Annotated in this window: 24 protein-coding genes; 8 read left to right on the top strand and 16 right to left on the bottom strand. The window is 71.7% G+C overall.

The window, feature by feature from the left end; all coding sequences use genetic code 11:
- Positions 1 to 28 precede the first annotated feature (28 nt).
- From MMF94_RS22855 to MMF94_RS22845, 3 genes are all read right to left on the bottom strand, one after another.
- A complete protein-coding gene (locus MMF94_RS22855) occupies positions 29 to 1,363 on the bottom strand; it encodes an MFS transporter (RefSeq protein WP_241039193.1) in 1,335 nt (444 codons plus the stop codon).
- Between the two features lie 189 nt (positions 1,364 to 1,552).
- The gene (locus MMF94_RS22850; RefSeq protein ID WP_241039192.1) at positions 1,553 to 2,470 is read right to left on the bottom strand and encodes a DMT family transporter; all 918 of its coding nucleotides are present in this window, start codon (positions 2,468 to 2,470) and stop codon (positions 1,553 to 1,555) included.
- 271 nt (positions 2,471 to 2,741) lie between these two features.
- Positions 2,742 to 3,590 carry an alpha/beta fold hydrolase gene (locus MMF94_RS22845; protein WP_241039191.1) on the bottom strand — a complete coding sequence of 283 codons (849 nt, stop codon included), beginning with the start codon at positions 3,588 to 3,590 and terminating at the stop codon, positions 2,742 to 2,744.
- A 304-nt stretch (positions 3,591 to 3,894) separates the two neighbouring features.
- On the opposite strand from MMF94_RS22845, the gene MMF94_RS22840 reads away from it, so the two are divergent.
- Together MMF94_RS22840 and MMF94_RS22835 are read left to right on the top strand one after the other, a co-directional pair.
- Positions 3,895 to 4,302 carry a YciI family protein gene (locus MMF94_RS22840; RefSeq protein WP_241039190.1) on the top strand — a complete coding sequence of 136 codons (408 nt, stop codon included), beginning with the start codon at positions 3,895 to 3,897 and terminating at the stop codon, positions 4,300 to 4,302.
- Between the two features lie 38 nt (positions 4,303 to 4,340).
- On the top strand, positions 4,341 to 5,486 hold the full coding sequence (locus tag MMF94_RS22835) for an RNA polymerase sigma factor (protein WP_241039189.1): 1,146 nt from the start codon (positions 4,341 to 4,343) through the stop codon (positions 5,484 to 5,486).
- Positions 5,487 to 5,504: 18 nt separating this feature from the next.
- Here the strand turns inward: MMF94_RS22835 and MMF94_RS22830 are convergent, their stop codons facing one another.
- Both MMF94_RS22830 and ligD read right to left on the bottom strand, forming a co-directional pair.
- Positions 5,505 to 5,798, bottom strand: coding sequence for a hypothetical protein (locus MMF94_RS22830; RefSeq protein ID WP_241039188.1), 294 nt, complete (start codon positions 5,796 to 5,798; stop codon positions 5,505 to 5,507).
- Between the two features lie 26 nt (positions 5,799 to 5,824).
- Positions 5,825 to 6,868 (bottom strand): non-homologous end-joining DNA ligase, encoded by a 1,044-nt coding sequence (ligD, locus tag MMF94_RS22825; protein WP_241039187.1) that lies wholly within the window; start codon positions 6,866 to 6,868, stop codon positions 5,825 to 5,827.
- A 31-nt stretch (positions 6,869 to 6,899) separates the two neighbouring features.
- Here ligD and MMF94_RS22820 point away from each other — a divergent pair, with 31 nt between their 5' ends.
- The 3 genes from MMF94_RS22820 to MMF94_RS22810 all read left to right on the top strand — a co-directional run bounded on the left by MMF94_RS22820 (position 6,900) and on the right by MMF94_RS22810 (position 9,310).
- Positions 6,900 to 7,205, top strand: coding sequence for a hypothetical protein (locus MMF94_RS22820; protein ID WP_241039186.1), 306 nt, complete (start codon positions 6,900 to 6,902; stop codon positions 7,203 to 7,205).
- A 55-nt stretch (positions 7,206 to 7,260) separates the two neighbouring features.
- The gene (gene msrB, locus MMF94_RS22815; protein ID WP_241039185.1) at positions 7,261 to 7,710 is read left to right on the top strand and encodes a peptide-methionine (R)-S-oxide reductase MsrB; all 450 of its coding nucleotides are present in this window, start codon (positions 7,261 to 7,263) and stop codon (positions 7,708 to 7,710) included.
- 223 nt (positions 7,711 to 7,933) lie between these two features.
- Positions 7,934 to 9,310: a hypothetical protein gene (locus MMF94_RS22810; RefSeq protein ID WP_241039184.1), complete on the top strand. Its 1,377-nt coding sequence runs from the start codon at positions 7,934 to 7,936 to the stop codon at positions 9,308 to 9,310.
- Between the two features lie 25 nt (positions 9,311 to 9,335).
- Here MMF94_RS22810 and hemQ read toward each other — a convergent pair whose 3' ends face one another.
- The 3 genes from hemQ to hemE form a co-directional block, all read right to left on the bottom strand.
- Entirely contained in the window at positions 9,336 to 10,031 is a 696-nt protein-coding gene (gene hemQ, locus MMF94_RS22805) for a hydrogen peroxide-dependent heme synthase (protein WP_241039183.1), read from the bottom strand.
- A gap of 88 nt (positions 10,032 to 10,119) precedes the next feature.
- Entirely contained in the window at positions 10,120 to 11,547 is a 1,428-nt protein-coding gene (gene hemG / locus MMF94_RS22800) for a protoporphyrinogen oxidase (RefSeq protein WP_241039182.1), read from the bottom strand.
- Positions 11,544 to 12,605: a uroporphyrinogen decarboxylase gene (gene hemE / locus MMF94_RS22795; RefSeq protein WP_241039371.1), complete on the bottom strand. Its 1,062-nt coding sequence runs from the start codon at positions 12,603 to 12,605 to the stop codon at positions 11,544 to 11,546. The genes hemG and hemE overlap by 4 nt, the downstream gene beginning before the upstream one ends.
- A 117-nt stretch (positions 12,606 to 12,722) precedes the next feature.
- Between hemE and MMF94_RS22790 the strand changes: the two genes are divergently transcribed.
- From MMF94_RS22790 to MMF94_RS22780, 3 genes are all read left to right on the top strand, one after another.
- Positions 12,723 to 13,304: a DUF3000 domain-containing protein gene (locus MMF94_RS22790; protein ID WP_241039181.1), complete on the top strand. Its 582-nt coding sequence runs from the start codon at positions 12,723 to 12,725 to the stop codon at positions 13,302 to 13,304.
- Between the two features lie 305 nt (positions 13,305 to 13,609).
- Positions 13,610 to 14,263, top strand: coding sequence for a LuxR C-terminal-related transcriptional regulator (locus MMF94_RS22785; protein WP_075949948.1), 654 nt, complete (start codon positions 13,610 to 13,612; stop codon positions 14,261 to 14,263).
- Between the two features lie 65 nt (positions 14,264 to 14,328).
- Complete coding sequence (locus MMF94_RS22780; RefSeq protein ID WP_379660502.1) at positions 14,329 to 15,507, top strand: HRDC domain-containing protein; 1,179 nt, start codon at positions 14,329 to 14,331, stop codon at positions 15,505 to 15,507.
- On the opposite strand, the gene MMF94_RS22775 is transcribed toward MMF94_RS22780, so the two are convergent.
- From MMF94_RS22775 to MMF94_RS22740, 8 genes are all read right to left on the bottom strand, one after another.
- On the bottom strand, positions 15,508 to 16,737 hold the full coding sequence (locus MMF94_RS22775; protein WP_241039180.1) for a sensor histidine kinase: 1,230 nt from the start codon (positions 16,735 to 16,737) through the stop codon (positions 15,508 to 15,510).
- A gap of 11 nt (positions 16,738 to 16,748) precedes the next feature.
- On the bottom strand, positions 16,749 to 17,414 hold the full coding sequence (locus tag MMF94_RS22770) for a response regulator transcription factor (RefSeq protein WP_241039179.1): 666 nt from the start codon (positions 17,412 to 17,414) through the stop codon (positions 16,749 to 16,751).
- Positions 17,414 to 19,453, bottom strand: a complete 2,040-nt coding sequence (locus MMF94_RS22765) for a 1-deoxy-D-xylulose-5-phosphate synthase (protein WP_241039178.1) — start codon at positions 19,451 to 19,453, stop codon at positions 17,414 to 17,416. Before MMF94_RS22765 ends, MMF94_RS22770 begins: the two co-directional genes overlap by 1 nt.
- 46 nt (positions 19,454 to 19,499) lie before the next feature.
- Positions 19,500 to 20,795, bottom strand: a complete 1,296-nt coding sequence (locus MMF94_RS22760; RefSeq protein WP_241039177.1) for a GGDEF domain-containing protein — start codon at positions 20,793 to 20,795, stop codon at positions 19,500 to 19,502.
- A 158-nt stretch (positions 20,796 to 20,953) separates the two neighbouring features.
- Positions 20,954 to 22,321, bottom strand: a complete 1,368-nt coding sequence (locus MMF94_RS22755; RefSeq protein ID WP_241039176.1) for a sensor domain-containing diguanylate cyclase — start codon at positions 22,319 to 22,321, stop codon at positions 20,954 to 20,956.
- Between the two features lie 1,139 nt (positions 22,322 to 23,460).
- Positions 23,461 to 24,729, bottom strand: a complete 1,269-nt coding sequence (locus MMF94_RS22750) for an MFS transporter (protein ID WP_241039175.1) — start codon at positions 24,727 to 24,729, stop codon at positions 23,461 to 23,463.
- A 259-nt stretch (positions 24,730 to 24,988) separates the two neighbouring features.
- Positions 24,989 to 26,113, bottom strand: a complete 1,125-nt coding sequence (ald, locus tag MMF94_RS22745; protein ID WP_241039174.1) for an alanine dehydrogenase — start codon at positions 26,111 to 26,113, stop codon at positions 24,989 to 24,991.
- A 15-nt stretch (positions 26,114 to 26,128) separates the two neighbouring features.
- Complete coding sequence (locus MMF94_RS22740) at positions 26,129 to 26,758, bottom strand: histidine phosphatase family protein (RefSeq protein ID WP_241039173.1); 630 nt, start codon at positions 26,756 to 26,758, stop codon at positions 26,129 to 26,131.
- Positions 26,759 to 26,760: the final 2 nt, after the last annotated feature.

Genomic DNA, 26,760 nt, shown 5'->3' with positions numbered 1-26,760 from the left:
GAACGGCGCCGATCGCTCGCCCGTCGGACTACGTCGTGGTGGAGTCGCCTGCAGTGGCCGGGACCGACGCCGGTGCCACCGCATCCGGCGCGGTGCGCCGCCACGGCCCCCCGAAGAAGCAGATGGCCACCCCGAAAACGACCATGCAGCCGGCCGTCACCCCCATCCACACCTGCCAGTTCGTGGCCGCGACCACCTGAGGCGCGACGAGGAGCACCACCACTGCCATGCCCTTCACGAGGAAGGAGAACAGGCCCCATGCCGTGCCCTGCAAGCGCGGATCGATGTTCTCGGCGTCCTCGGAGAAGTTCGCCATCCACGGCGAGTAGGCGGCGCCGAGCAGCCCGCCGAGGAAGAGCCCGGTGACCATGAGTGCGGGAATGGAAACGGTGTCGCGCCCGATCAGCCACACCAGCACCAGCAGGACAGCCAGCCCGGCGATGGTGCCACCGAGCTCGAAGGGGCGGCGCAGTTGCCACCGGTCCGACAGGCGCCCGGCGGCGACGACGATCACCAGGTCCAGGATCCAGAACACCGTCATCACCGAGGACGCCTGAGCGGTGCTCATGTCGAAGGTCTGCACGAGCATCGTCTGCCCGTAGAGCGTGAGCGTCAGGTACAGCACCAGCCAGAACGCGATGCCGATGACGTGGGCCCAGATCGTGCGGTGCACGAGCAGATCTCGAATCTGCGGGGGCCGCGTCTCGTCCACGGCGGTGCGGACCGACCGCTCGGTCTGCACGATCTTGGCCCGCAACGCCGGAGAGAGCTCGGCGATGTTCAACGCGATCACCACCGAGACCACCAGCGAGATCGCACCCATGATCACGAACTGGGACTCCCACGCGCCGTTGAACAGTGTCAGAGTGGCCCCGGCGATCGCCGCTGCGAGGAAGTTCGCCCCCACCGGCCCCCACGTCCAGAACCCGAAGGCCTGCGCACGGCCCATCCGAGGGGAGAAGTCGCGAACGAGCGGAGCGGTGCTGGCCACCGCCACACCGTCGATGAACGCCAGCACCACCCGGGCGACGAGCAGTTCGGTCGGCGTCTGGACCAGCACCATTCCGAAACAGCACAGGGAGGTGAGCATCATGAGCGGGACCAGCAGCCGTACGCGTCCGACCTTGTCGGTGAGTCTGCCGCCGATCATCCCGGCCACCGCACCCGCCACGGCCGCAGCTGCCGAGATCGCCCCGTACGTCCCCAAGCTCATGTGCAGGTCCTCGAGCAGGAGCGGCACGACCGGGGCGATCACCCCTTCGTAGGAGCAGATGAGGCTGGCCAGCACGGCCATCGCCAGGATGCGCAGCCTGCGACTGCCTGTGGGGTACTCGTCGAGTTGGCGTACGTACGAAGGGCTCACGGCGACCTCCTTGTCGCAAAGACCCGAATGTCACGCCAAGCCACACTTGGAATGCGGCTCTAGAAGACGCTTCTCAGATTCGTCCCCTGCGGGAGGAGATGTCAAGGTCGAGAACGGAGGTGCCGCGGCGCCGCGCCCTGCCCTCCGCCGGGTGCCGGTCGCCGCCGGCGAGCGCGGGCAGGCCCTCCGTCACTCGGCGGGTGCCGGTGCCGATCTGGTGACCAGGGCGACACCGATCGCGGCCAGCACCGTTCCGATCATCGCCCCCACCTCGAGCGGTTGGCCCAGCAACGGGATGGCGGCCAACGCCGTCACGGGAGGAACCAGGAAGAGGTAGCTCGTGGCCGCCCCGCCACCCCGGCGCCGCAGCAGGACGAAGAGCAGGACGAGCCCGCCGATGGAGCTCACGAGGCTCGCCCACACGATGGGCCAGATCGCGGAGAACGTGACCGGTATCGACAGGCCGCCACGGCCGAGCGCGAGCGGTGTGATCGCGACCGTGGCCACGACCAGTTGCACCGTCAGACCGCTGCGGAGATCCATCACCGCGCCGAATCGCTTCTGGTACAACGTGCCGCCGGCGAATGCCACCAGCGATACCAGCAACGCGAACAGTCCGGCCACGGAAACACCGCCGCCGAGTTCGGAACCGACCGCGGCCGCAACTCCGAGCAGCCCGAGCAGCAATCCCACCCATTGCCGCTTTCGCAGCAACTCACCGAACGCGGGGACGGCGATCGCCGCGATCACCAGCGGGCCCGCACTGGCGATCAGCGACGCGAGACCCGCGGACACCCCCAGGCCCAAGCCGATGTAGATGCCGCCGAACTGAACGGCATGCAACACGAATCCCGTGACGATCAGATGGATCCACGCCATCGGCCTGCGCGGCCACGGGGCCCGGGTCACGATGGCGACGACGCCCATCACCACCGCGGCCACCAGGAATCGCCACCACAGCAGCGTGAGAGCCGACATCTCACGCATGCCGATCTTCCCGACCAGATAGCCGCTCGACCAGATCACAATGAACAGAGCGCCGGGAAACGCGGCGAGCAGAAGAGCCGTCACCTTCGCGCTCAGCCGGGCCGCTGCACTGTCACGCACATCGGAGGAACACCCTCGATGCCCGGTGGAGACGTCGGCAGAGCCTGCGCGAGCACCGGTGAGAGCAGGCAGTATTCGCATGTCCTGAATCCGATCGTGAACGAATGGCGGGGAGTTGCGCCGAATGCTCTGCAACGAAGCAGGCGTCACCCACGGACGCGGGCAGGAACCAGCCGCGGCAGGGCCGGTTTCCCGGTGCCGCACCGAGAATTCGTAGGACTCGTACTTGCGGAGTCGGGACGTCGATACGCCGGGATCGTGGGACGGGAGGTCAGCCCTCGTTCTGCTTACTCGCGGCGCGCCTCGCGAAGAAGTCGGCCAGCGGGGCGCCCACCGCCCTGGGATCGTTCTCCGTCGGGATGTGGCCGGCGTCGGCCACACGCACCAGCGTCGAGTTCGGCACCTCGGCGGCGAACCGCTCGGCGTGGTGGACCTGCTGGAAGGGATCGTCCTCACCCCAGACCAGCAGCTTCGGAATGGTGGATGCGCGCAGCGACGGCATCAGATCGAGGGTGTAGCGATTGTCCGCCGCAGCGGCGAAGGCCATCCAGGACCGCGCAACACGCTCCACGGCGAGCGGTTCGAGGTACTCCTCCACCAGAGCGTCGGTCGCCGCGCCGGCCAGCGCGTCGACGACCGCCCCACGCCGGATCTCCACCAGATCGCGTGCCGACGTTGCGGCGACCAGGGCCGGATCGGCGAACCGGGCGATCCTCGGCTGCGGCCACGAGTCGTAGGTCACGCCGTTGAGCAGCGCGAAGGCGTCCACGGCTCCCGCGGCGAGCAGGTGCTGCGCGATCGCGCCACCGATGTCGTGCCCGACGATCGACACAGGTCCGTCGACACCGAGCGCGCGGGCGAAGCGCACCACCCAGGCCGAGAGGTCGGGAATGGTCGCGGTCCTCACCGTGAGCTCTCCCCCGGAGCGACCGAATCCGGGCAGGTCCACGGCCACAGGGCGCAGACCCGCAGCGGCGAGATCGTCCAGGATCGGGAGGAAGACCCGGCTCCAGTACGTGCCGTGCACCATCAGGACGACCGGGCCGTCGCCGGCGGTCAAGTAGCTTGCCGGCGCGCCGTCGACGTCCACGGTCGCGCGCCTCTCATCGTTCGGTGACATCCGATCTCCTCCACTTCTCGGTTCGCCGTCGACGAACTTACTCGTATAAGCGCCTGAGGGCCGGTGCTTATGCCGGTCCCCGGGGACCGGGACGTGTGTGCCGAGTCACGGGCCTTCGAGGACGTCCGCGATGCTCTCGTCGTGCCAGCCCCGGCCCGTGTATGCGGACCGGTGTGTGGCCCGGACCGGGCCGCGTCAGAAAATTCTCGAAGAAGATGTGACGGGGATGTCGAGGCCGGCCTCCCGGCTCCGTCCCAGGGCCGGATGCAGCCACCGTGGCCGCAGCGCACCAAGGAGACCCACCATGGCGAAGTACCTGCTTCTCAAGCACTACCGCGGCGCCCCCGAGGCCGTGAACCCCGTCCCGATGGACCGGTGGACCCCGCAGGAGGTCCAGGACCACCTGCAGTACATGGCCGACTTCGCCGCCCGGCTCGAGAGCTCCGGCGAGTTCGTCGACAGCCAGGCACTCTCGTCCGAGGGCACGTTCGTCCGGTACGACGGGGAGGGCAGGCCGCCGGTCACCGACGGACCCTTCGCGGAGACCAAGGACGTCATCGCCGGCTGGATGGTGATCGACGTCGACACCTACGAGCGCGCGCTCGAGCTCGCCGGTGAGCTGTCGGCAGCCCCCGGAGCAGGCGGCAAGCCGATCCACGAATGGCTCGAGTTGCGCCCGTTCATGGGCACCGCGCACACGGTCACCGAGTGACCGGGCCGGCTCGGCCAGGTCAGGGGCCACATCAGGTGATGGACGAGCTGCTGCTGAGGGAGCTGACTCCCGCGGTGATCGGCGTCCTCGTACGTCGCGGGGTCGATTTCGCGACGGCCGAGGACGCCGTGCAGGAAGCACTCATCCAGGCCGCGCTGACCTGGCCGGACCGGCAACCTGCCGACCCGAAGGGCTGGCTGGTCACGGTTGCCTGGCGCAAGTTCGTCGACGCCCACCGCTCCGAGGTCTCACGTCGCGACAGGGAGCAGCGGGTCGACGCCGAGCCGCCACCCGGACCGGCCGAGACCGCAGACGACACGTTGCAGCTCTTCTTCCTCTGCGCGCATCCGTCGCTGACCCCGGCGTCCGCGGTGGCCCTCACGCTGCGGGCCGTCGGTGGCTTGACCACCCGCCAGATCGCCCAGGCCTATCTCGTGCCGGAGGCGACGATGGCGCAGCGGATCAGCCGGGCCAAACGCACGGTCGGCGGCGTGCGGTTCGAGGAGCCAGGCGACCTGGCGACGGTGCTACGGGTGCTCTACCTCGTCTTCAACGAGGGCTACACCGGCGACGTCGACCTGGCGGCCGAGGCGATCCGGCTCACCCGGCAGCTGGCGTCGATGACCGACGACGAGGAGACCGCGGGACTGCTGGCGTTGATGCTGCTGCACCATGCTCGGAGACCGGCGCGAACCAGGCCCGACGGCAGCCTGGTCCCGCTGGCCGAGCAGGACCGCTGCCGCTGGAACACCTCGCTCATCGCCGAGGGCGTTGCCATCCTGCAGAAAGCGCTGGGTCGCGACCGACTCGGTGAGTTCCAGGCCCAGGCCGCCATCGCCGCCCTGCATGCCGACGCTCCGCGCGTCGAGGAGACCGACTGGGTGCAGATCGTCGGCTGGTACGACGAGCTGCTCCGGCTCACCGGGAGCCCGGTGGTGGAGCTCAACCGGGCGGTCGCGGTCGGCGAGGCCGACGGCCCCGCGGCCGGCCTCGCGGCCTTGGCCAGGGTGGACCCCGGCCTGCCTCGCCACACCGCCGCCTCGGCATACCTTCATGAGAAGGCGGGCGACCTCGAGACCGCGGCACGGCTGTATGCCGACGCCGCACGGTCGGCCCCCAACCTGGCCGAACGTCACCACCTCACCCTGCAGGCGGCGCGGATCAGCCAAGCGCTGCGTGGGTGAGTCCGGCGCGCGAGCGCGCTACCCGGAGCCGGGACGGAAGTGGGTGATGATCCGGTCCGCGTAGAACACGTCCCACGGCACGTTCGGATGCTGCGCGGTGTGCTCCTTGTCGGAGCCGACGAGCACGTAGACCAGTTCACTGGCGACCGGCGTGACGCCGAGGACCTCCGGCAGCCTCGACAGTCTGATCAACCAGTCGGCGTACCAGGAGGCCCAGTCGGCGTCCTCGCCGTCGACGAGGCGGTACACCTGGTGGTGAGTCTCGCCGGCCCCGCGCAGAATCGCGGCCAACGCGGTGACCTGGTCGTCCATCGTGGTCCTCCCGTCGATCGGGCCGTTCAGCCACTGTCCTCGCTGGTCACGCGGCGGGCGCGGCTCGGCTGCACCCGCATCGGCTCGCCGGGCATCTTGGGGTACTCGGGCGGGTAGGGCAGATCGCCGAGCCCGCGGTCGCGCTCGTCGGCGGCGTACCAGCCGAGCACGGTCTCGAGGCCGCCGATCGCATCGTCCATACCCTTGTGCGGGTCGCCGCGCTCCACGAACAGACCCGGCACCGTCCTGACGTCGAAGTCCTCCGGCTCGACATCGGGAAGTGTGTCCCAGGTGACCGGCATCGACACAGTGGCCCGCGGACGCCCGCGAACCGACCATGCGGAGGCGACCGTGCGGTCGCGCGCGGCCTGGTTGTAGTCGAGGAACACGCGCTCGCCGCGCTCCTCCTTCCACCAGTCGACGGTGGCCTTCGCCGGCAGCCGCTCGGCAACCCGGCGCGCGATCGCGATCACCGCGTGCCGGACCGCGATGAAGTCCCACTCGGCCCGGATCCGGGAGAAGACGTGGATGCCCCGGCCGCCGGAGGTCTTGGGCCAGCCCACCAGACCGGCCTCGTCGAGCACCTCGCGCAACACGCCCGCCACCTCCTTCGCGTCGGCGAAGTCGGTGCCCGGCTGGGGGTCGAGGTCAATGCGCAGCTCGTCCGGACGGTCGGTGTCGGCGCGGCGCACGGGCCACGGGTGGAAGTCGAACGTGCCCATGTTCGCCGCCCACACCAGCACGGCCTGCTCCGTGGGGCAGAGCGACTCGGCGGTGCGCCCGCTCGGGAACGTCACCCGCGCGGTCTCGACGTAGTCGGGGGCTCCCTTCGGCAGCCGTTTCGAGTAGAACGGCTCGCCGTCGACGCCGTCGGGGTAGCGCTTGAGGTTGGTCGGCCGATCACGCAGCACCCCGAGCAGCGGCTCCGCCACGGCGCGGTAGTACTCGACCACCTCGCCCTTGGTGATCCCGCGCTCCGGGAAGTACACCCGGTCGGCGCTGGTCAGCCGCACTTCACGGGGGCCGTGCGGCCCGGGGACGGTGAGCACCACCGCGCTCTTGCTCGCCACGGTGGCGCACGCTACCGGCTACCCTCGACCGATGCGCGAACTCCACGACCCGAAACGCACAACCAGGTCACGGCAGTTCGACGACGAGCTGATCGGCCTGGACCCCGACGACCCGGAAGCCCAGGCCTTCGCCGCGCACCTGGACCGCATGCAACAGCACGGCCCGGCGTACACGGTGGAGGGCTACATCGCCGGCGTGAGCAACTTCGCCGACTCCGCCAACCGGGCGGAGGGCGGCCGACGCTGGGCGGCCGTGCTGGTGGTCATGCTGCTTCTCGCCGTGGCGGCCTACATCGTCTGGGAAGCCCTGGTGTTCGTCCTGGTCACCTGGCTCTAGCGGCACGACCCCGCTCGGCGGCACGAAGGGCGCATCCGGACATAGTCTGGAGACCATGGATCCCCAGACCGATCAGCCGCCGAAGGTCGCCAAGACCGACGCCGAGTGGCGCGAGCAGCTCACCCCCGCCGAGTACCAGGTCCTGCGCAAGGCGGGCACGGAGCGGGCGTTCACCGGTGAGTACACCGACACCAAGACCTCCGGCGTCTACTCCTGCCGGGCGTGCGGTGCCGAGCTGTTCCGCTCCGACACCAAGTTCGAGTCACACTGCGGCTGGCCGTCGTTCTTCACCCCGCTCGCGGGCGACGCCGTGATCGAACGCGTCGACACGAGCCTGGGGATGAAGCGCGTCGAGGTGCTGTGCGCCACCTGCCACAGCCACCTCGGGCACGTCTTCGAGGGCGAGGGCTACGGCACACCCACCGACCTGCGCTACTGCATCAACTCCATCTCGCTGCGTCTGGAGCCTGACGCCCAGGAGGGTGCTGAACAACTCCGCCCGTAGCGAGCGGTGATCCAGGTGGTGGCATCGCAAGGCGGAGGAGGGGCCGATACCGCTGTTGTATCGGGCCCGACGACAACGCCGCGAGGGCGCCGCCTGGGCGCCGCGCAGTAGGGCCGAGTTGTTCAGCACCCTCCTAGCGATCTCGTCCGCTCGGCCCTTTAATCCGGCTCGCCGGACCGGTAGGAGTGTGATCCACACCCAGTCGCCGCGCCGGAGGTTCTCCATGCCGCGTTCCCGTCCGCTGCACATCCTGCTGGCCGGCGTGATCGGACTGACGGCGTGGACACCGGGAGTCGCGGCCGCGGACCCGCCGGGCGACGGCCTGGACGGGAGCAGGCCGTGGCCGGGCTACATGATCGTGTTGCCCGAGCTCGACCCGCTTCCCGTCGGCGGCGGGGAGACCACGCTCTTCGTCGGGATCAACGAGCACGCGGGCTACGCGGCCGAGGTCCCGCCACAGTGGAACGGCGACCTCGTCCTGTGGGCCCACGGCTTCCGTGGCAACGGCGCGGACCTCACGGTCGACGCCCCGCCGTACGGGCTACGGGAGCGGTTCATCGCGCAGGGATACGCGTGGGCGGCGTCGTCCTACGACCGCAACGGCTACGACGTCGCCGCCGGCGTGCAGTCCACCGCGGCGCTGGCGACGGAGTTCACCGAGCTCGTCAGGGCGCCGGAACGGACGTACCTCGCGGGCGTCTCGATGGGCGGGCACGTGGTGGCCCGGGCGCTGGAGGAGCACCCGGACACCTACGCGGGCGCGCTGCCGATGTGCGGCGTGCTCGGCGACCACGAGCTCTTCGACTACTTCCTCGACTACCAGCTGACCGCCGGCGCTCTGGCCGGCGTGCCCGCCTACCCGGCGGGTCCCGACTTCGCCACGGCGGTGCTCCCGCGGATCTACGACGGCCTCGGGCTCGCCGAGGGCAACCCGGCCGTCGACACCCCGGCTGCGCAGCAGCTACGGGCGGCCACCGTGCTCGACTCCGGCGGCCCGCGACCCGGCACCGACGCCTCGTTCGCCTACTGGAAGGACTACCTGTTCGGCCTCGGCGTGCCGGACGCGTCGCCGACACCCGTCGAGGGTGTGGCCGCCGATCCCGGGGTCGTGGCAGGCAACGTCGGCACCGACTACGCCCCGGACGAGCCGGTCGACCTCGACGCGGGCGTGCAGCGCGTGGAAGTGGCCGACGAGCGCACGCGAGAGTCGCGCGGGCTCACCCCCGTCGCGCAGGTGTTCGGCAAGCCGGACGCGCCCGTGCTGTCGCTGCACGACCTCGGCGACATGTTCGTGCCGTTCTCCATGGAGCAGATCTACGCGCAGGAGGTGCAGGCGGCCGGCCGCGACGAGCTCCTCGTGCAGCGGGCGATCCGCGCCGCCGGCCACTGCGAGTTCTCCCCCGCCGAGGCCGGCCAGGCGTGGGACGACCTCGTGGCATGGGTGGAGGACGGCACCCGGCCTGAGGGCGACGACGTGACGGACCCCGAGACCGTGGCCCACCCGGACTTCGGCTGCCGCTTCACCGATGCGGCCGCCTACTCCGCGAGCGGCAGCCCCGGCGAGGACAACACGCGCCCGTTGTTCGCACCCTGCCCCTGAGCCGCGGTCAGCCGAACCGCGACGATCAGGGGAAGGAGACGACGAGCTCGCTCGGCTGCACCCGCGGCCCCGTGAAGAACGGCACCTCCTGCCGGACGTGCCTGCGGGCCTCCGTGGCCCGCAGGTGCCGCATGAGGTCGACGATCCGGTCGAGCTGGTCGGCCTCGAAGGCGAGGATCCACTCGTAGTCGCCCAGCGCGAAGGCCGGCACGGTGTTGGCGCGAACGTCGGGGTAGCCGCGCGCCTGCATGCCGTGGTCGGCGAGCATCTGGCGGCGCTCGTCGTCGGGCAGGAGGTACCAGTCCAGCGACCGCACGAAGGGGTAGACGCAGACGTAGTGCTTGGGGTCCTCCCCCGCGATGAACGCGGGCAGGTGGCTCTTGTTGAACTCAGCGGGGCGGTGCAGCGCCACCTGGCTCCAGACCGGTGCGAGGACGCGGCCGAGCGCGGTGGTGCGGCGGAGGTCGGCGTACGCGGCCTGCAACGCCTCGACGTTCTCGGCGTGCCACCAGATCATGAAGTCCGCGTCGGCGCGCATCCCCGCGAGGTCGTACACGCCGCGGACGGCCACACCCTTGTCGGCCAGCGCGTCGAGGAACTCCGTGAACTGCGTGGCCGTCGCGGAGCGGTCCTCGCCGAGCCTCCCCGGCTCCACTCGGAACACCGACCACATGGTGTAGCGGATGGTGGCGTTCAGGTCGGCATAGTCGAGACGAGCCATGCCTCCATCCTGCCACTGCGCAGGCACCGCACGAACGACACTCTCGATCACCGGAACCGGGCGAACGGGCCGTTCACGTGGAATGCGGTCACACTGGCGCGGGATGCGCCGTCAGGTGCTCGACGAGCCGGTCGGCGGCCGCTCGGCCCGTGCCGATGCACGCCGGGACCCCCACGCCGTGCAGCGCCGACCCCGCCACGGCGAGCCCGGCGGGGAGCCCGTGCTCGATCGCCTGCACGCGGTCGAGGTGGCCTACCCCGTACTGCGGCAGGCCCCCGCCCCAGCGCTGGACGTGGACGGCGACGGGTTCGGCCGTGATCCCGGTGAGCGTCGCGAGATCGGCCCGGACCCGGCGGACGAGCTCGGCGTCGTCGACCTGCAGGGTGGCGGCCTCGCCGAACCGGCCGAGGGACGCGCGCAGCCGGACCAGGCCGTCGGGCGACAGGTGGGACCACTTGTTCGTCGAGTGCGTGAAGGCCTTCGCCGACAGCGGCTCCCCGGTGGCGATCAGCGCGCCCGAGGTGGGCGGCAGGCCTGCCGCGTCCTCACCGCGGTAGGCCAGCGCGACGACGACCGAGGAGGCCAGTTCGATCTCCCCCGCAGCACGGGCGGCGGACGGCGCCGCCTCGGACAGCAACCGGGCTGCCGCGGGCGCCGGGATCGCCAGCACCACGGCGTCCACGTCGAGCACCTCCGCGGCCGTGGTGGGCCCCAGGGTGAGACGCCAGCCGGTCTCGTGGGGACGCAGTTCCCGGACCGTGGTGCCGAGCCGCAGCCGGGCGTCCGCCTCGGCGGCGAGGGCGTCGAGGAGCACCCGGTAGCCACCGGAGAGGGCACCGAAGACGGGGGCAGGGGCCGCATCGGGCGGCGGAGCCGGGGTGGCCGCGTCCGCCGCCGCCGTGAGCGACGGGGCGCCGTCGTCGAGGGCAGCGGCGAGAGCGGGGATGGTGGCGCGCAGGCCGAGCGAGTCGACCCGGCCCGAGTAGACCCCACCCAGCAACGGGTCGGCGAGGCGGTCGGCGAGCTCGTCGCCGAACCGCTCGCGCAGCAACCCGCCCAGCGCGACGTCGCCCCCACGCTCCCAGCCCAGCGGCAGGGTGGGCTCCGCGGCGACGGTGACCAGCCCGGCCGCCGAGAGCAGGCCGTCGAGCCGGGCGGCGCTCGTGGGCACCCCGAGCAGGGTGGCGGCGGGCAGCGCCGCGCTGTGCCCGCCGGCCCGCAACGACGCCTTCGCCGAGGTGGGGTGCACCTGCTCGCCGCTGAGCCCCAGCTCGGCGAGCAGAACCGCCATCTCCGGGCGCCTGGCCAGGAACGCCTCCGCGCCGACGTCGTAGGGCACGCCGGCGAGGTCGACGGTGCGCAGCACACCTCCGGTGCGGTCGCGCTGCTCGAGCACCGTGATCGTCGCGCCGGGGCCGAGCCGCGTGCGCAGCCGGTGCGCCGCGGCGAGCCCGGAGACGCCCGCCCCCACCACGGCGATCCGCGGGGCGCCGGACGAGGTCGTGCCGTTCGTCACGGCTGCAGGCCGTGCACCAGGTCGACGAGCCGGGTGAGGACGTCCGGATCCGTGCTGGGCAGGACCCCGTGGCCGAGGTTGAAGATGTGGCCCGGCGCCCGGTGTCCCTCCTCGACGATCCGACGGGTCTCGGCCTCGATGGACGCCCAGTCGGCGAAGAGCACGGCGGGGTCGAGGTTGCCCTGCACCGCATGGGCGTTGCCGAGTCGGCGCGCGGCCTCGTCGAGCGGGATGCGCCAGTCGACGCCCACGACGTCGGCGCCTGCCTCCGCCATGGCGCCGAGCATCTCGCCCGTGCCCACACCGAAGTGGATCCGCGGCACACCGGCGTCGGCGAGCCCGGTGAGCACCTTGGCCGAGTGCGGCTGGGCGTAGGCCCGGTAGTCGCGCTCCGAGAGCGCCCCGGCCCACGAGTCGAACAGCTGGACAGCGTCGACGCCTGCGTCGATCTGGGCCCGCAGGAACACCTCGGTGATCTCGGCGAGCCGGCCCAACAGCGCGTGCCAGACCTCGGGGGCGGACCGCATGAGCGCCTTCGTCCGTTCGTGGTTGCGGCTGGGGCCGCCCTCCACGAGGTACGACGCGAGGGTGAACGGGGCGCCGGCGAAACCGACGAGCGGGGTGTTCCCCAACTCACGCAGCAGCAGGCCGATCGCGTCGGCCACCGGGGCGACCTGCTCGGCGTGCAGCCGCGGGATGCGATCGACGTCGGCCATCGTGCGTACCGGCTCGGCGACCACCGGCCCCGTGCCCGGCACGATGTCGACGCCGACGCCCGCGATGTAGAGCGGCACGACGATGTCGCTGTAGAGGACCGCCGCGTCGACGCCATGGCGGCGCACCGGCTGGAGCGTGATCTCGCACGCCAGATCCGGCGTGAGGCAGGCCTGCAGCATGCCGATGCCTGCGCCGGCGCGTAGCGCGCGGTACTCGGGCAGCGAACGCCCCGCCTGCCGCATGAACCAGACCGGGAGGTGCGAGGGGACCTCGCCACGCGCCGCGGCGAGCAGCGGCGCAGAACGCAGGTCACGCCGGGCCACACGCGCGGAGTCGAGCATCATGACCTCATGGTCGCACGGACGCGAAGTTGATCACCCGTCCGTGCACCTTCGAGCGTGCGATCGCGCGGCGCGCCTCGGCACCCGAACACGGAGAGCGACCTAGAGTGATCGCTCGTGCCCGACGCGACCGCGCAACCACCGGAGTTCCTGCAGGCGGTCGCCTCCCTGCGCGCCGTCCGGCCGAGGCCCGAACTGCTCGTCTCGGCCCTGGAGGCGCCACCCCGGCTCGCCCCGTACACGTGGGCGTTCAGCGTGGAGGCGGACGCCGGCCGCAGCCCAGGCGAGGACCTCGACGAGCCCGACACCTCCGGCCGCCTGATCCTTCTGCACGATCCCGCCGGTCAGGAGGCGTGGGAGGGAACGTTCAGGCTCGTGTGTTTCGTACAGGCCCGCCTCGATCCGGAACAGCTCGGCGACGAAATGCTGCCCGTCGTCGGTTGGTCATGGCTCACAGAGGCCCTGGACCATTGCGGTGCGGAGTACGTTGCCCTCGGCGGCACAGTCACCCAGACGTCCTCGGTACGCTTCGGCGACATCGCAGGTCCGCGCCGCGACGACGACGTGGAGCTGCGCGCCTCGTGGACACCTACCGCACCGGATCTGTCCCGTCACGCAGAGGCATTCTGCGGTCTCGTGGCCTCGGCGGCCGGTCTGCCCCCGGTCGGGGTGCTTCCGCTCGGTCACCGAACACCCTGAATGCGCTGCGACCTGCGCATTCCACCCCGGACGTGATCAGTCCCATCACCCGTGTGGGTGGATGGATATCGACAACGCTGTAACTTTCACCCGGAGAACTTCGAACCACCACACGACGTTAGACCGCTTGGGGGGCTACGCTTCCTCCACGACACCTCCTCGGGCGGTCGGGCGACAGCTCCATCCGACCGGGGTTCTGGTGCCGGTCGGGGGGCAACGACCGACTCCAGGGAGGTAGTGACGTGGCCGTTGTGGGCCAGGGCGCACCAGCTCGCGGCACTCCGGGTGCTGTGCTGTCGCCCGCGATGGTCCCGCATCCGCGGGAAGAGCTGTTCTCGGTGCTGGTGGTCGATGACCACCCGCTCCTACGCGAGGCGATCGCCGCGCGGCTGCGTTCCATGGGAGCAGGCACGGTGTACGAGGCCGCATCGGTGGCCGAGGCGCGGGCGAGAGCCCACGCCAACGGGCCGTGCGACCTCGCGATACTCGATCTCGGCCTGCCCGACGGCAGCGGGCTCGACCTCGTCACCGAACTGCGCTCGCTGGGCTGGAACAGGCTCGTCGTGCTGGCGTCCTCGGACGACCCGTACGCGGTCCGCTCGGCGTTCCAGGCCGGGGCGCAGGCCTACCTGCTGAAATCGGCGTCGGCGGCGATCGTCACCGACGGCGTCAAGCGGGTGCTCGACGGCGGTGTCTACGCCGACCCGACGGTGGCTCCTCTGCTCGCCACAGGCACGCGGGTGCCGGGCACCGACAACACGCCGCGCGAGCTCTCCGCCCGCGAGGTCGAGGTGCTCCAGCTCGTGGCCGACGGGCAGTCCAACAAGGAGATCGGGGAGGCGCTGAGCCTCTCGGCTCTCACGGTCAAGAGCCACCTCTCCCGGATCGGGCGCAAGCTCGGCACGGGTGACCGCGCCCAGATGGTTGCTCTTGCGATGCGTGCCGGGGTCATCCGCTGACCGCAGAACCTCAGCACCAAGCACACGAGCCGGACGCTCCGTCACCCGTTCCTCCACCCGTTCCGCTGCTGGCGCCCCGCGATGGGCTCACCGGGGTCGTCAGCCACCGCGATGCGCTGCTGCGCACCGCGGAGGCTTTCGCTGCGGGCAGCGGACCCATCGCGGTGGACGCCGAGCGGGCGTCGGGCTTCCGGTATTCGCAGCGCGCTTATCTCGTACAACTGCGCAGAGCCGGTGCGGGTACGGCCCTCATCGATCCGATTCCGTTGCGGAGCGATCTTTCTGAGCTCTCAACGGCTCTCGACGGCGCGGAGTGGGTGCTGCACGCCGCGAACCAGGATCTGGCGTGCCTCGCCGAGACGGGCCTCACCCCGTCCGAGCTGTTCGACACCGAGCTGGCCGGACGGCTGGCCGGGCTCCCGCGCGTCGGTCTCGGGCCATTGGTGGAGCAGATGCTCGGCCTCAGCCTGGAGAAGGGTCACGGCGCTGCCGACTGGTCGCGCCGCCCCCTTCCCGAGGACTGGCTCGTCTACGCGGCCCTCGACGTCGAGGTGCTGGTCGAGCTGCGCGACGTGCTGGCAGGCCTGCTCGCCGAACAGGGCAAGCTGGAGTGGGCGAAGCAGGAGTTCGAGGCCGTGCGCACGGCCGGCCCACCGCCGCCCCGTGCCGAACCGTGGCGGCGCACCTCGGGCCTGCACAAGCTGCGCAAGCCGCGTGCCCTCGCCATCGTCCGGGCCCTGTGGGAGGCGCGCGACCGGCTGGCGGCGGAACGCGACATCGCACCCGGTCGTGTCCTTCCCGACTCGGCGATCATCGAGGCTGCTGCGTCCGCACCCGCGTCGCCGAACGAGCTCTCCGAGCTACCGGTCTTCCGCGGGCGCTCCCAGCGGCGCCTCACGGGCTACTGGTTCGGCGCGCTCCGGCAGGCCGCGGCGCTCGACCCCGCCGAGCTACCCAAGGTCGCTCCGCCCGCGGACGGGCCGCCTCCGGTAGGTCGCTGGCCAGATCGCGATCCGGATGCGGCAGCCCGCCTCGCCGCCGCCCGTGCAGCGGTCGCGGGCGTCAGCCAGGAGCGGTCCGTGCCGGTGGAGAACCTGCTGCAGCCCGATCTCCTCCGCCGTCTGTGCTGGTCGCCACCGGCCGACGGTGACGTGGCCGCGACCCTGCGGGCGGGCGGCGCCCGGCCGTGGCAGGTCGACCTGCTCACGCCGCTGCTGGAGCCCGCGCTCCAGGCCCGTAGCTGATCACCCCGCCGGCAGTCGCACCGTCACCGTGAGGCCGCCACCGGACACCGGTTCGCCGCGCACGATCCCACCGTGTGCCTGCACCACCGCCCGCACGATCGAGAGCCCCAGCCCCGAGCCCGGTGTGTCGGCGGTGCGCTCCACCGGTCCACGCCGGAAGGGCTCGAACAACTCGGGCACCCGCTCGGCCGGGATCATCGGTCCGCTCGATGTCACCCGCAGCTCGGCGAAGCCGTCGCGCACCCCGGTGCAGACATCCACCCAGCCGCCGGTCACGTTGTGCCGCACCGCGTTCTCCAGCAGGTTCCCGGCCACGCGCTCGAGCAGCACGGGATCACCCCTGGTCGGGGCGGGCGCGGTGCGGACCTGCACCCGCAGCCCCCGCGCGGCCACGTCGGCGCGCACAGCGGTCAGTGCGGGCCCCGCGAGCGCGGCGAGGTCGACGGGCCGCACGTCGGCCAGCTCGGCACCCTCGGTACGGGCCAGGAGCAGCAACCCTGCGATGAGCTCGTCGGCGCGGCGGGTGGCCTGCCGGACCACCTCGGCCATCCGGCGCAGCTCCGTGACGTCGGCCGCAGGGTCGGCGAGCGTGACGTCCACCTCCGTGCGCAACACCGACAGCGGCGTCCGCAGCTCGTGGCTGGCGTTGGCGACGAAGCGTCGCTGAGCGTCGAACGCCGCCTGCAGCCGGTCCAGCATCGCGTCGAAGCCCGCCGCCAGCTCCGCGACCTCACCGCGTGCGTCGCGCACCCCCGTGCGGGTGTCCAACGACTCGACGGTGAGCCTGCGCGCCGTGGCCGTGACGGCGTGCAGCGGGCCGAGCACCCGGCCGACCAGCACCCACGACACCACCGCGGCCGCAACGACGAGGAGCGGGAAGGCGATCAGCCCCGCCCGGAGCACGTCGGCCCGCGCGGCGGCGCCGACGGCGTCCTGGAGTTGCTCGGCGGGCACGGCCACGTCGCCGACGCGAACGGTGGTGCCGGGTGGCAGCGACGGAACAGCCCGGGCCACTCCCCCGACCAACAACCAGCCCAACCACAGCAGCAGCGCGCTCACCAGCGCAACGACGACCGTGCTGACCAGCGTCAGTCGCGGACGCAGTCCGACACTCCGGCCACCGAACCGCCACCAGGCGCTCCGGGGAGGCGCCTGCTCGCCCACGTCGGGCCGCACGACGCCCTGCGCGGGCTCCTGCACCCTCGCCACCGGCCTCGCTGGTTCGGCCATGGCAGCCCTCGTCAGCCTGCGGCCGGCACCCGGTAGCCCGCGCCGACCACGGTCTCGATCACACCGGGCTCACCGAGCTTCTTGCGCAGGGTCATCACCGTGACCCGGACGGTGGTGGTAAACGGGTCGGCGTTCTCGTCCCAGACGCGCTCCAGCAGCTCCTCGCTGCTCACCACCGCGCCGCCCGCACCGAGCAGCACCTCCAGCACGCCGAACTCCTTGCGCGTCAGCTCAACGGGCCGGTTGGCCCGGAGCACGGTGCGCCGGGCCGGGTCCAGCGCGAGGTCGCCTGCGGTGAGCAACGGCGGCACGGCCGGGGTGGCCCGGCGGCCGAGCGCACGGCAGCGGGCCACGAGTTCGGGGAAGTCGAACGGCTTGGCGAGGTAGTCGTCGGCGCCGCGGGACAGGCCGTCGATCTTGTCGGCGAGTGTGCCGCTGGCGGTGAGCATCAGCACCCGCGTGGTGGCGCCGGAGGCGACGATCTCGGCGCACAGCCGGTCGCCCGACATCCCGGGCAGGTCCCGATCGAGCACCACCACGTCGTAGCGCGTGACGACCGACTTCTCGTGGCCCGTGTCGCCGTCGTAGGCCACGTCGACGGCCATGCCCTCCCGGCGTAGTCCACGTGCCACGGCGTCGGCCAGCGCCCGTTCGTCCTCGACGATGAGAACGCGCATCAGCGCGCCTGCTCTCCCCGGGCCGACGGCGCGGGCTCGTCGACGACCTGGAAGCCGGGGAGGGCAGCAGCCCACTCGGTGACCCGCCGCGACACGTCCTGCGCGGTCAGTCCGGCGGCGGCGAGCACGTCGGCCCGGCTGCCGTGGTCGAGGAAGCGCTGCGGGATCGCGAGGTCGCGCAGCGGGACGTCGCACTCTGCGGCGCGCAGCGCGTCGGCGATGGCGGAACCGAACCCGCCGTGGCGTCCGCAGTCGGAGACCGTGACGACGAGCCGGTGGTCGCGCGCCAGGCGCACGAGCACCTCCGGCACCGGCAGCACCCAGCGCGGGTCGACGACGGTGACCGCGATGCCCTGCTGCTCCAGCCGCTGCGCGGCCGCCACGCCCAGCTCACCGAACGCCCCGGCGCACACCATGAGCACGGTGGAGCTCCGATCGGCTGCCGGGCCGGGCTCACGCAGGACATCGACGCCGTCGATACGGCGCACCGCGGGCACCGACTCGATCACGGCGCCCTTCGGGAACCGGATGGCCGTCGGCCCGTCGTCGACGGCCACCGCTTCCGCCAGTTCCTCCCGCAGCGTATGTGCGTCGCGTGGCGCCGCCACCCGCATGCCGGGCACGATCCCGAGTACCGACAGGTCCCACATCCCGTTGTGCGACGGCCCGTCGTTGCCGGTGACGCCGGCACGGTCCAGCACGAGGGTGACCGCCTTGCCGTGCAGCGCCACGTCCATCAGCAGCTGGTCGAAGGCCCGGTTGAGGAACGTCGAGTACAGGGCGACGACGGGATGCAGGCCGCCCGCCGCGAGCCCGGCGGCGGAGGTGAGCGCGTGCTGCTCGGCGATGCCCACGTCGATGCAGCGCTCGGGGAACGCCGCGGCGAACGGGGCAAGGCCGGTTGGGCCGAGCATCGCCGCCGTGATCGCGACCACATCGGGCCGCCGCGTGCCGAGCGCCACCATCTCCTCGGAGAAGACGCTCGTCCAGCCGACGGACGGAGGCCCGGTGGGGAGCCCCGTCTCCGGGTCGAACGCGGACGGGCTGTGCATCTGCTCGGCGGTGTCGTTCTCCGCGGGCGGGTAGCCCGCGCCCTTGCGCGTGACGGCGTGGACGATCACCGGGCCGCCGAAGTGGCGGGCGCGGCGCAGTGCCGACTCCATCGCGGCGATGTCGTGCCCGTCGACGGGGCCGAAGTACTTGAGGCCGAGATCGGAGAAGAGCTCCTGCGGGCTCAGCGCGTCCTTCATGCCGGCCTTGAGCGCGTGCAGCCCGGAGTAGAGGGCGTTGCCGACCACCGGGGTGCGCGCGAGCGCCTGCTTGCCGGCGTCGAGCACACGCTCGTACCCCGGCTGCAGGCGCAGCGTGGCCAGCCGGTCGGCCAGCCCGCCGATCGTCGGGGAGTACGAGCGGCCGTTGTCGTTGACCACGATGACGATGTTGCGGTCCCCGGCACCGGGCGTACGGGCCGCGGGATCGTCCACACCGGACGCGCCCCCGATGGCGCCCGGGCCGCGCCCGACGGCGGCGTCGGCGCTGGGCCTGCGTCCACCGGTGGCGATGTTGTTCAACGCCTCCCAGGCCATCCCGCCGGTGAGTGCACCGTCGCCGATCACGGCGACGACGTGGCGCTGCTGACCGGTGAGCGCGTAGGCGCGCGCGATCCCGTCGGCCCACGACAGCGAGGTGGACGCGTGGCTGTTCTCGACGTGGTCGTGCTCGCTCTCCGCCCGGGACGGATAGCCGGAGAGACCGCCGGTCTTCTTGAGCTGCTCCCAGCCGTTCTGACGGCCGGTGAGCATCTTGTGCACGTACGCCTGGTGTCCGGTGTCCCAGATCAGCGTGTCGCGCGGGGAGTCGAACACGCGGTGCAACGCAATGGTCAGTTCGACGACGCCGAGGTTGGGGCCCAGGTGCCCGCCGGTGCGGGAGACCGAGGCCACGAGCTCTCTGCGGATCTCCGCGGCGAGAGGGGCGAGCTGGTCGGCCCCCAGTCGCTTGAGATCGGCCGGTCCGCGGATCGATCGCAACACGGTCACCGACCCAGCTTACGAGAGGCAGCCCGCACCGGCTTCATGGTGGCGTTCAGTTGCCGCTGCGCGGGCCGGGGATCTCCACCGGTCCCGCGAAGCGCACCAGGTTGCGCCCGTCACGCTTCGCTGCATACAGCGATGCGTCGGCGGCGTTCAGCACCTGTTCGAGGGTGGTGCCGTCGTTCGGCACCGCGGCGCCCCCCACGGAGATGGACAGGCCCGAGATGCTGAGGTCCCCGTCCGGGGTGCCGACCGGGACCACGAGCTCCGCGACGCGCTTGCGGAGGCGCTCGGCGATGGTGCGCATCTCGGTGTTCCCGTCCGGTCCGGGAGCGAGGTCGGGCAGCAGCACCACGAACTCCTCGCCGCCGAACCGGCCCACGATGTCCTGCTCGCGTACCGAGTTGCGCAGCTCCGTCGCCACGGCGGCCAGCACCTCGTCGCCTGCGAGGTGTCCGTAGGAGTCGTTCACCAGCTTGAAGTGGTCGAGATCGAGGATCAGCACGGCCGCCGTGCCGCGTGAGCGGTGCACGCGGCGCACGATCCGCGTGCCCTGCACCTGCCAGGCCGCGGCGTTCAGGAGACCCGTCTTCGCGTCGGTGCTCGCCACCTCCTCGAGCTGCCGGACGAGCACGGCTCGGTGCAGCACGAGGATCGGTGGCAGGACGAGCGCCACGAGGCCCGGCGTGGAGCCGAGCGCGACGGCAGCCAGGGCACCCATACAGATGGTGGCGATCTCGACGGCGTTGTCGTCCCACCCGCCGAAGATGTCCCGCAGCCCGGGGCGCTCGCTGGTGAGGACGATCACCACGGCGACGAGCACCGCGTTGACCAGGACGTAGAGCAGCACGGCAAGCGCGATCCCGGCGACGCCGCCCAGATCAGCGGCGGCGGTGGGCAGACCGCCCGCCCCCTGCACCACGGCATGTGCGGCGTTGGCCGCGAGCACCACGGTGGCCGTGGTGTAGACGTGCCGGTGCAGCGGCACCTTCGCCGGCCGCCACACCCGCTGCCACAGGTGCACGTACACCGCCGCGATGACGGCCGCGGCGAGCATCGGCGGGAGCAGCAGCGCGGCGGCGAACGTCCACACGGAGCTCAGGTCGAAGTACGCGGTCTGGGCCGCGCGCCGCCGGATCCGCTCGATACCGGTGGCGAGTTCGGTGTGCACCACGCTGAGCACCGTCAGGAAGACGGCAAGCCCGATCGCTCCCGGCGGCGGCGTGGCGCTACCGGCGACGACGAGCGCGACAGCGGAGGCCTCCACGGCCAGGACGACGACGACCGCCCGGCGGGGCAGGGCCCATAGCTCGCTCCTGCCCGAAGTCGGCGACAACGGCTCGTCCACGACCGCGATCCCCCTTTCGCCGACACCGAGAACGGGTGCGGCGCCGAGGTTAGTGAGCCGCAGTTGACGTGTCAGGAGGTTCGTGATCGCTCTTCGGGGTGGACTAGTCGACCTTGTCGTCACCCTCTGTATCGAAGTGGTGTCACTCCGGGGTGTTGTCAGCCGGTGGCTGCCGGCGGCTCGCCCGCCGCCGCAGACAGGTGGGGCGAGTGCTGAACGGCGTGGTGGCTGGGCAGCGTGAACCCCATCCGCACCACGTTGCGACCCGCGCGCTTGGCCGTGTAGAGGGCGGTGTCGGCGATCTGGAGCAGGGTGCGGAGGTCGCCACCCTCGGCAGGCGAGATGGCCGCTCCGATCGACACGGTCAGACCGGCGACCGTCAGCGGACCGTCGGGGGTGGGGATCTCCACCCGCAGATCGGCGACCCGACGGCGGATCCGCTCCCCCACCGCCTCGAGCTCCGCCGTGCCGCTGCCCTCCAGGCCGCCGAGCAGGATCACGAACTCCTCGCCGCCGAACCGGCCGACGAGGTCGCGATCACGTACCTCGGTGCGCAGGGTGTCGGCGACGGCGGCGAGCACCTGGTCGCCCGCAAGGTGACCGTGGGTGTCGTTGACCAGCTTGAAGTGGTCGAGGTCGAGGACGAGCACGCCGCGGGCACCGTCGTGGCGGCTCACCCGGCGCAGTGCCCGCTCGGCCTGGGCGTGCCAGGCGGCCGCGTTGAGCAGCCCCGTCTTGCCGTCGGTGCTGGCGGCCTGTTCGAGCTGGCGGACGAGAACGGCGCGGTGCAGCACCAGCAGGGGTGGTAGGACGAGCAGCACGAGCCACGGGTTGATGCCGAGCGCGACGGCGGTGAGCGCACCGAGGCAGAGGGTGGCGATCTCCAGCATGTTCTCGTCCCATGGCGCGAACACCTTGGAGAGGTTGGCCTCCGGGGTGCTCACCGCGATGGCGCCGGCCACCAGGCAGCTGTTGACCGTGGTGTAGACGAGCAGCGCGAGCGCCAAGGCCCAGAGCTGGTGGTCGCTGCCGGGATCGGTGCCACCGCCGGCTCGCTCGAGCACGGTGGCGGCCGCGAGACACGCGAGCACCACGGTGGCGGTGGTGAACACCTGTTTGTAGAGCGGGACACGTAGCCGCCACGCACGCCACCACAGGTGGCAGTGCACGATCACGGCCACGAGCGCCGCGTACGACGCGGGCAGGGCCACCGCGGCCGCGAACGTCCACACCGAGCTGAGGTCGACGTGGTTGCCGTCGGTGACCCGGCGACGGACACGCTCGACGCCGAGGGCGACCTCGGTGTGGGCGATGCCGAGCAGGCACAGCACCACCGCCACCTGGAGCTGGCCGGGCGTCAGCGGAGGGTGGCCGAACAGCCCGAGGACGACGAGCGCCAGCGACGTGGCCTCGACGAGCAGCACGGGGCCCACCAGCCGCGTGGGGAGCGACCAGACCGCCCACTGTCGAACGGCGAACGCGCGCGTCCGTGAACTGCCCTTCTCAGTGGCTTCGTCAGTTCCCATCCGCGCTCTCTGTGTCCGCTGGGCGTGGACCGAAGCCTAGTGGAGCCCGAGGACAAGGACCACCCACTCGGGGAGCGAGGACACCCACTCGTGTCACAGTGACGCGGCTCGGAGCGACAGGCCGTAACGATCCCACTTCCGGGTCAGTGAGGTAGGCCGAATGCACGGCGCTCCGAGGTTCGCGCGGCGAAAAGCAACACAAGTATGCAACAAAGTCCGCTTCGCGCCCCGAAGCGCTTGTGCGGGACCGCCGGCACATCTCTCCTGCAATTCGACTACCCACGCCTGCGTCGGCGTCCCACGACGTCCGCCCAGTGGCGACACGAGCGATGCGAGGAGGCAGTGGCATGCGCAACCACAACTGGTGATTCGGGCGAGCGTCAAGCGTCAACACCTAAGGAGGAGGAGAGAGCCGTGCGCAACCACAACTGGTGAAAGCGCCATACCGCCCCGACCGCGCCGACCGAGGAGAGCTTCGTGCGCAACCACAACTGGTGAACCGCTCCGCTACCCGCCGACCGCCGAGGAGTGCCCGTGCGCAACCACAACTGGTGAACCGCGTCCCATCCGTCACCCGGCCCACAGAGGAGGCCTTCGTGCGCAACCACAACTGGTGAGACCACCCGCCCCCGACCGGCCCGAGAGAGGAGCACCCGTGCGCAACCACAACTGGTGAGCCCTCGCCCGACCACCCGCACGGCACGCAAGGAGGCGGCAATGCGCAACCACAACTGGTGAGCACACCCCGGCATCCGACCGCAAAAGGAAGAGAGGACGTCATGCGTAACCACAACTGGTGAGCACTCCCCCGCACTCATATCCCGAAGGAGAGACGCGACATGCGCAACCACAACTGGTGAACCCGGGCTTCACCCGTACCCACCCGTCCGTGAAGGAGGCCCTGTGCGCAACCACAACTGGTGACCGACTCCCCCCGCCCCCGCCCGACCCGAAGGAGAGCACGCCGTGCGCAACCACAACTGGTGACCAACCCCCGCCACCCCCACCCGACCCGAAGGAGAGCACGCCGTGCGCAACCACAACTGGTGAACCGGACCCGTCGCACCGATGAAGGGAGGAGGGCGCGCGATGCGCAACCACAACTGGTGACCGACAACCACCTGCGGGCAAGGCCGGGATCAGCCGCTCGCCAGCACTGTCGTAGCGACAGGTTCACTGTTCCGGTTGGCGCGGTGCCACGCCACCGCGACGCCGGACGACAGGAGCACTCCCACCGCTCCGGCGACCGCGATAGCAGTCGCCGGATCCCAGTGGTCGGCCAGCACCCCACCGATGAGGACGGCCACCCCCTGGGCCGCGATGATCCCGGACGCGGCGACCCCGATCGCCCGGCCGCGGCCCACCGCAGGCGTTGCCCGTACGAAGCTCGCTTGGGTCTGCAGGAGGTAGGCGGTGGACAACATCCCCGACACCGCCCACAGCAGCAGCGTGAGCGGGACCGGCGGGCGGAACAAGCAGAACACCAGCGGGACGCCTGCACCGGCGGCGAGCACCCCGACGAGCCGAGCCCGGGTCACTGCTGGAACGAACCGCACGAAGAGCCAGGCGCCGACCACGCTCCCCAGCGGGTCGGCCGCCATCAGGAGCCCGACGACCGTGGGGCCCGCACCGACCTGGTCGGCGTAGGGCGCCGCGAGTGCCTCGGGCACGACGTACCAGCCGACAAGCCACGCAAGGAGCACGAGCGCGCGCCGCCGTGGGTCCGTGGCGATCTCGGTGAGTGCGGCGACCACGCCGCTCAGTCCCGCGGCGGGGGCGTGGGCGGCGACGGTCGCGTCGCCGCGGGCGTCCCCGTCCCTGGCGGGCACCGACCGGTCGCGCAGTCCTGCGCGGACCAGCACAGCCGACACTGCGAACGACACGGCGTTGCCCAGGAGCGCCATGGACGGGCTGATGGCGGCCACGAGCAGGCCACCGCTCGCGAACCCTGCCAGCTGTGCGGTCTGGCTCGTGATCTGTCGGACGGCGAGCCCGCGCTCGTAGAGCTCGCCGCGCAGGATCTCGGGCAGGAGCGCGCCCTGGGCAGCGGTGTGCGGGGCGCCGAGCAGCACCACCACGACGAGGAGCATGCAGAGCGCCCACAGCGGTAGTTCCGGGATCGCCATGGCGGCGACGAACACGGCGCGCACCACATCCGCGGCGATCATGACCTCGCGGCGGCGGTACCGGTCGGCGAGGCCCGACAGCAGCACCCCGCCGAGCAGTGCCGGCAGGAATGTGAGGGCATAGGTCGCGGCCGCCCACGCCGCAGAGCCGGTGCGGCCGTAGACCAGGACCGCCAGCGCGACACGCGCCAACTGGTCGCCCGCGATCGAGAGCAGCTCCGCTGCCCAGACGACCCGGAACTCCCGTACGCGGAACACCGCACGCAGCTCTGCACCCGCCATCCGGCCGTTCTCCCCTCGGGATGCGCCGAACCACGTGTATCGGCCGGCTCAACGGAGGGTAGGCGAACCAACGCATCCGGTCAGGACTGCACATCAACCGTGCGGGACGGTCGTCCCCCCGCAGCCCATCCGGAACGCGCGCGAGTCGTCCTTCTTCTGTGCCCGAGTTGCCAGGTTCATGCCCACGAGTCGCCGGGTTCGCATGCACGAATCGCCGGGGTCGAAGGCGCGAGTCGCTCGTTTCGCGCCGGCGAATCGGTCAGGGCAGGTCGGGCACCGCGTCACTCAGTGGCACGGCCGCCATCCCGTGGGCGGCGGCCACCTCGGGCTGGACGATCTGCCCGGCAGCGACGTTGACACCGGCCGCGAGGGCGGGGTCGGCAGCCACGGCGCCCTCGGGGCCGCGGTCGGCAAGGGCGAGCACGTAGGGCAGCGTGGCGTTGGTGAGCGCGCGGGTGGACGTGTTCGGCACCGCACCGGGCATGTTCGCCACGCAGTAGAAGATCGAGTCGTGCACGGCGAACACGGGGTCGTCGTGGGTGGTCGGCTGAGAGCCCTCGAAGCAGCCGCCCTGGTCGATCGCGATGTCCACGAGCACCGACCCCGGCCGCATCCTCGCCACGAGGTCGTCCGACACCAGCTTCGGCGCCTTCGCCCCGGGCACCAGCACGGCCCCGATGACGAGGTCGGCCCAGAGGCACGCGCGCTCGATCTCGTAGGCGTTGCTGGTGATCGTCTGCAGGTGGCCCCGGTAGCTGAAGTCGATCTCGCGCAGCCGGTTGATGTTCGTGTCGAGCACCCTCACCTCGGCCTGCATCCCCACCGCGATGCCGGCGGCGTTCATGCCCGAGACGCCGGACCCGATGACGGCCACCTTCCCGGCGGGCACACCGGACACCCCGCCGAGCAGCACGCCCCGCCCACCGGCGGTGCGCTGCAGATAGTGGGCACCGACCTGGGGGGCCATTCGGCCTGCCACCTCGCTCATCGGCGCGAGCAGCGGCAGCGAGCCGTCGGCGAGCCGGACGGTTTCGTAGGCGATGGCCGTGGCGCCCGCGGTGACCAGGGCGTCGGTGCACTCCTTCGACGCGGCCAGGTGCAGGTAGGTGAAGAGGACCTGGCCCGGGCGCAGCCGGTGGTACTCCTGCGGGATCGGCTCCTTGACCTTCAGGACGAGCTCGGCGGCGCCCCAGACCTCGTCGGGGTCGGCGCTGGTGCGCGCCCCGGCCGCGACGAAGTCGGCGTCGGGCAGGCCCGCGCCCGCTCCGGCGTCACGCTCGAGAAGCACCTCGTGGCCCCGGCCCGTGAGCTCACGCACGCCGGCCGGGGTGATCGCCACCCGGTACTCGTGGTTCTTGAGCTCGCGCGGGACTCCAACCAGCACCCGGCCGATCCTGCCCTAGTCGACGCCCGCCGTCATGGTGAGAAGGTCGCTCACGTGGGCGATCTCGTTCACCGTCCGGACCACCCGGCGCCCGTCGCGACCGGCGATCACGCGGGTGATCCCGGTGTAGTCCAGCGGGAACGTCAGCGGGCGGGCGAGGCCGAGCAGGTGGGCGAGCCAGGTGTTCACCACCCCGGCGTGGGCGATCACCACTGCGCTCGACCGGCCGGGATGAGCCGCGATGATCCGTTCGAGAGCGCCGTCGACCCGCGCGGTGAACGCCGGGACGTCGACGTGCTCGGGCAGGAGCCCGGCGAGCATCCGCTGCCACGCGGCGGGGTCGAGCCGGGCCATCTCGTGGACGGGCACGTAGTGCTCGGAGTCGGCGTCGTACTCGCGCAGGTCCGCCACCACCTGTGGGTCGAGCCCGAGCGCGGCCGCGAGGGGCGCCGCGGTGTCGCGGGCCCTGGCCAGCGAGCTGACGTAGAGCCCGGCCACGTCCTCGGCTCCGAGCGCGTCGACGAGGCGCGTGGCCTGCCGCTCGCCGAGCTCCGTCAGCCCGGGGTCGGCGGGACCGCCTGCCCGGTCGGCGTGCGCCGCATCGGAGGCGTGGATGCGTTCCGGCAGCGCATGCCGGACGAGCACGA

Origin of the sequence: Pseudonocardia alaniniphila (assembly GCF_022524485.1) — a bacterium.
Taxonomy (GTDB): Bacteria; Actinomycetota; Actinomycetes; order Mycobacteriales; family Pseudonocardiaceae; genus Pseudonocardia; species Pseudonocardia alaniniphila.
The sequence above is the reverse complement of the archived record's forward strand: the minus strand, read 5'-3'. Positions and strand labels throughout refer to the sequence as shown.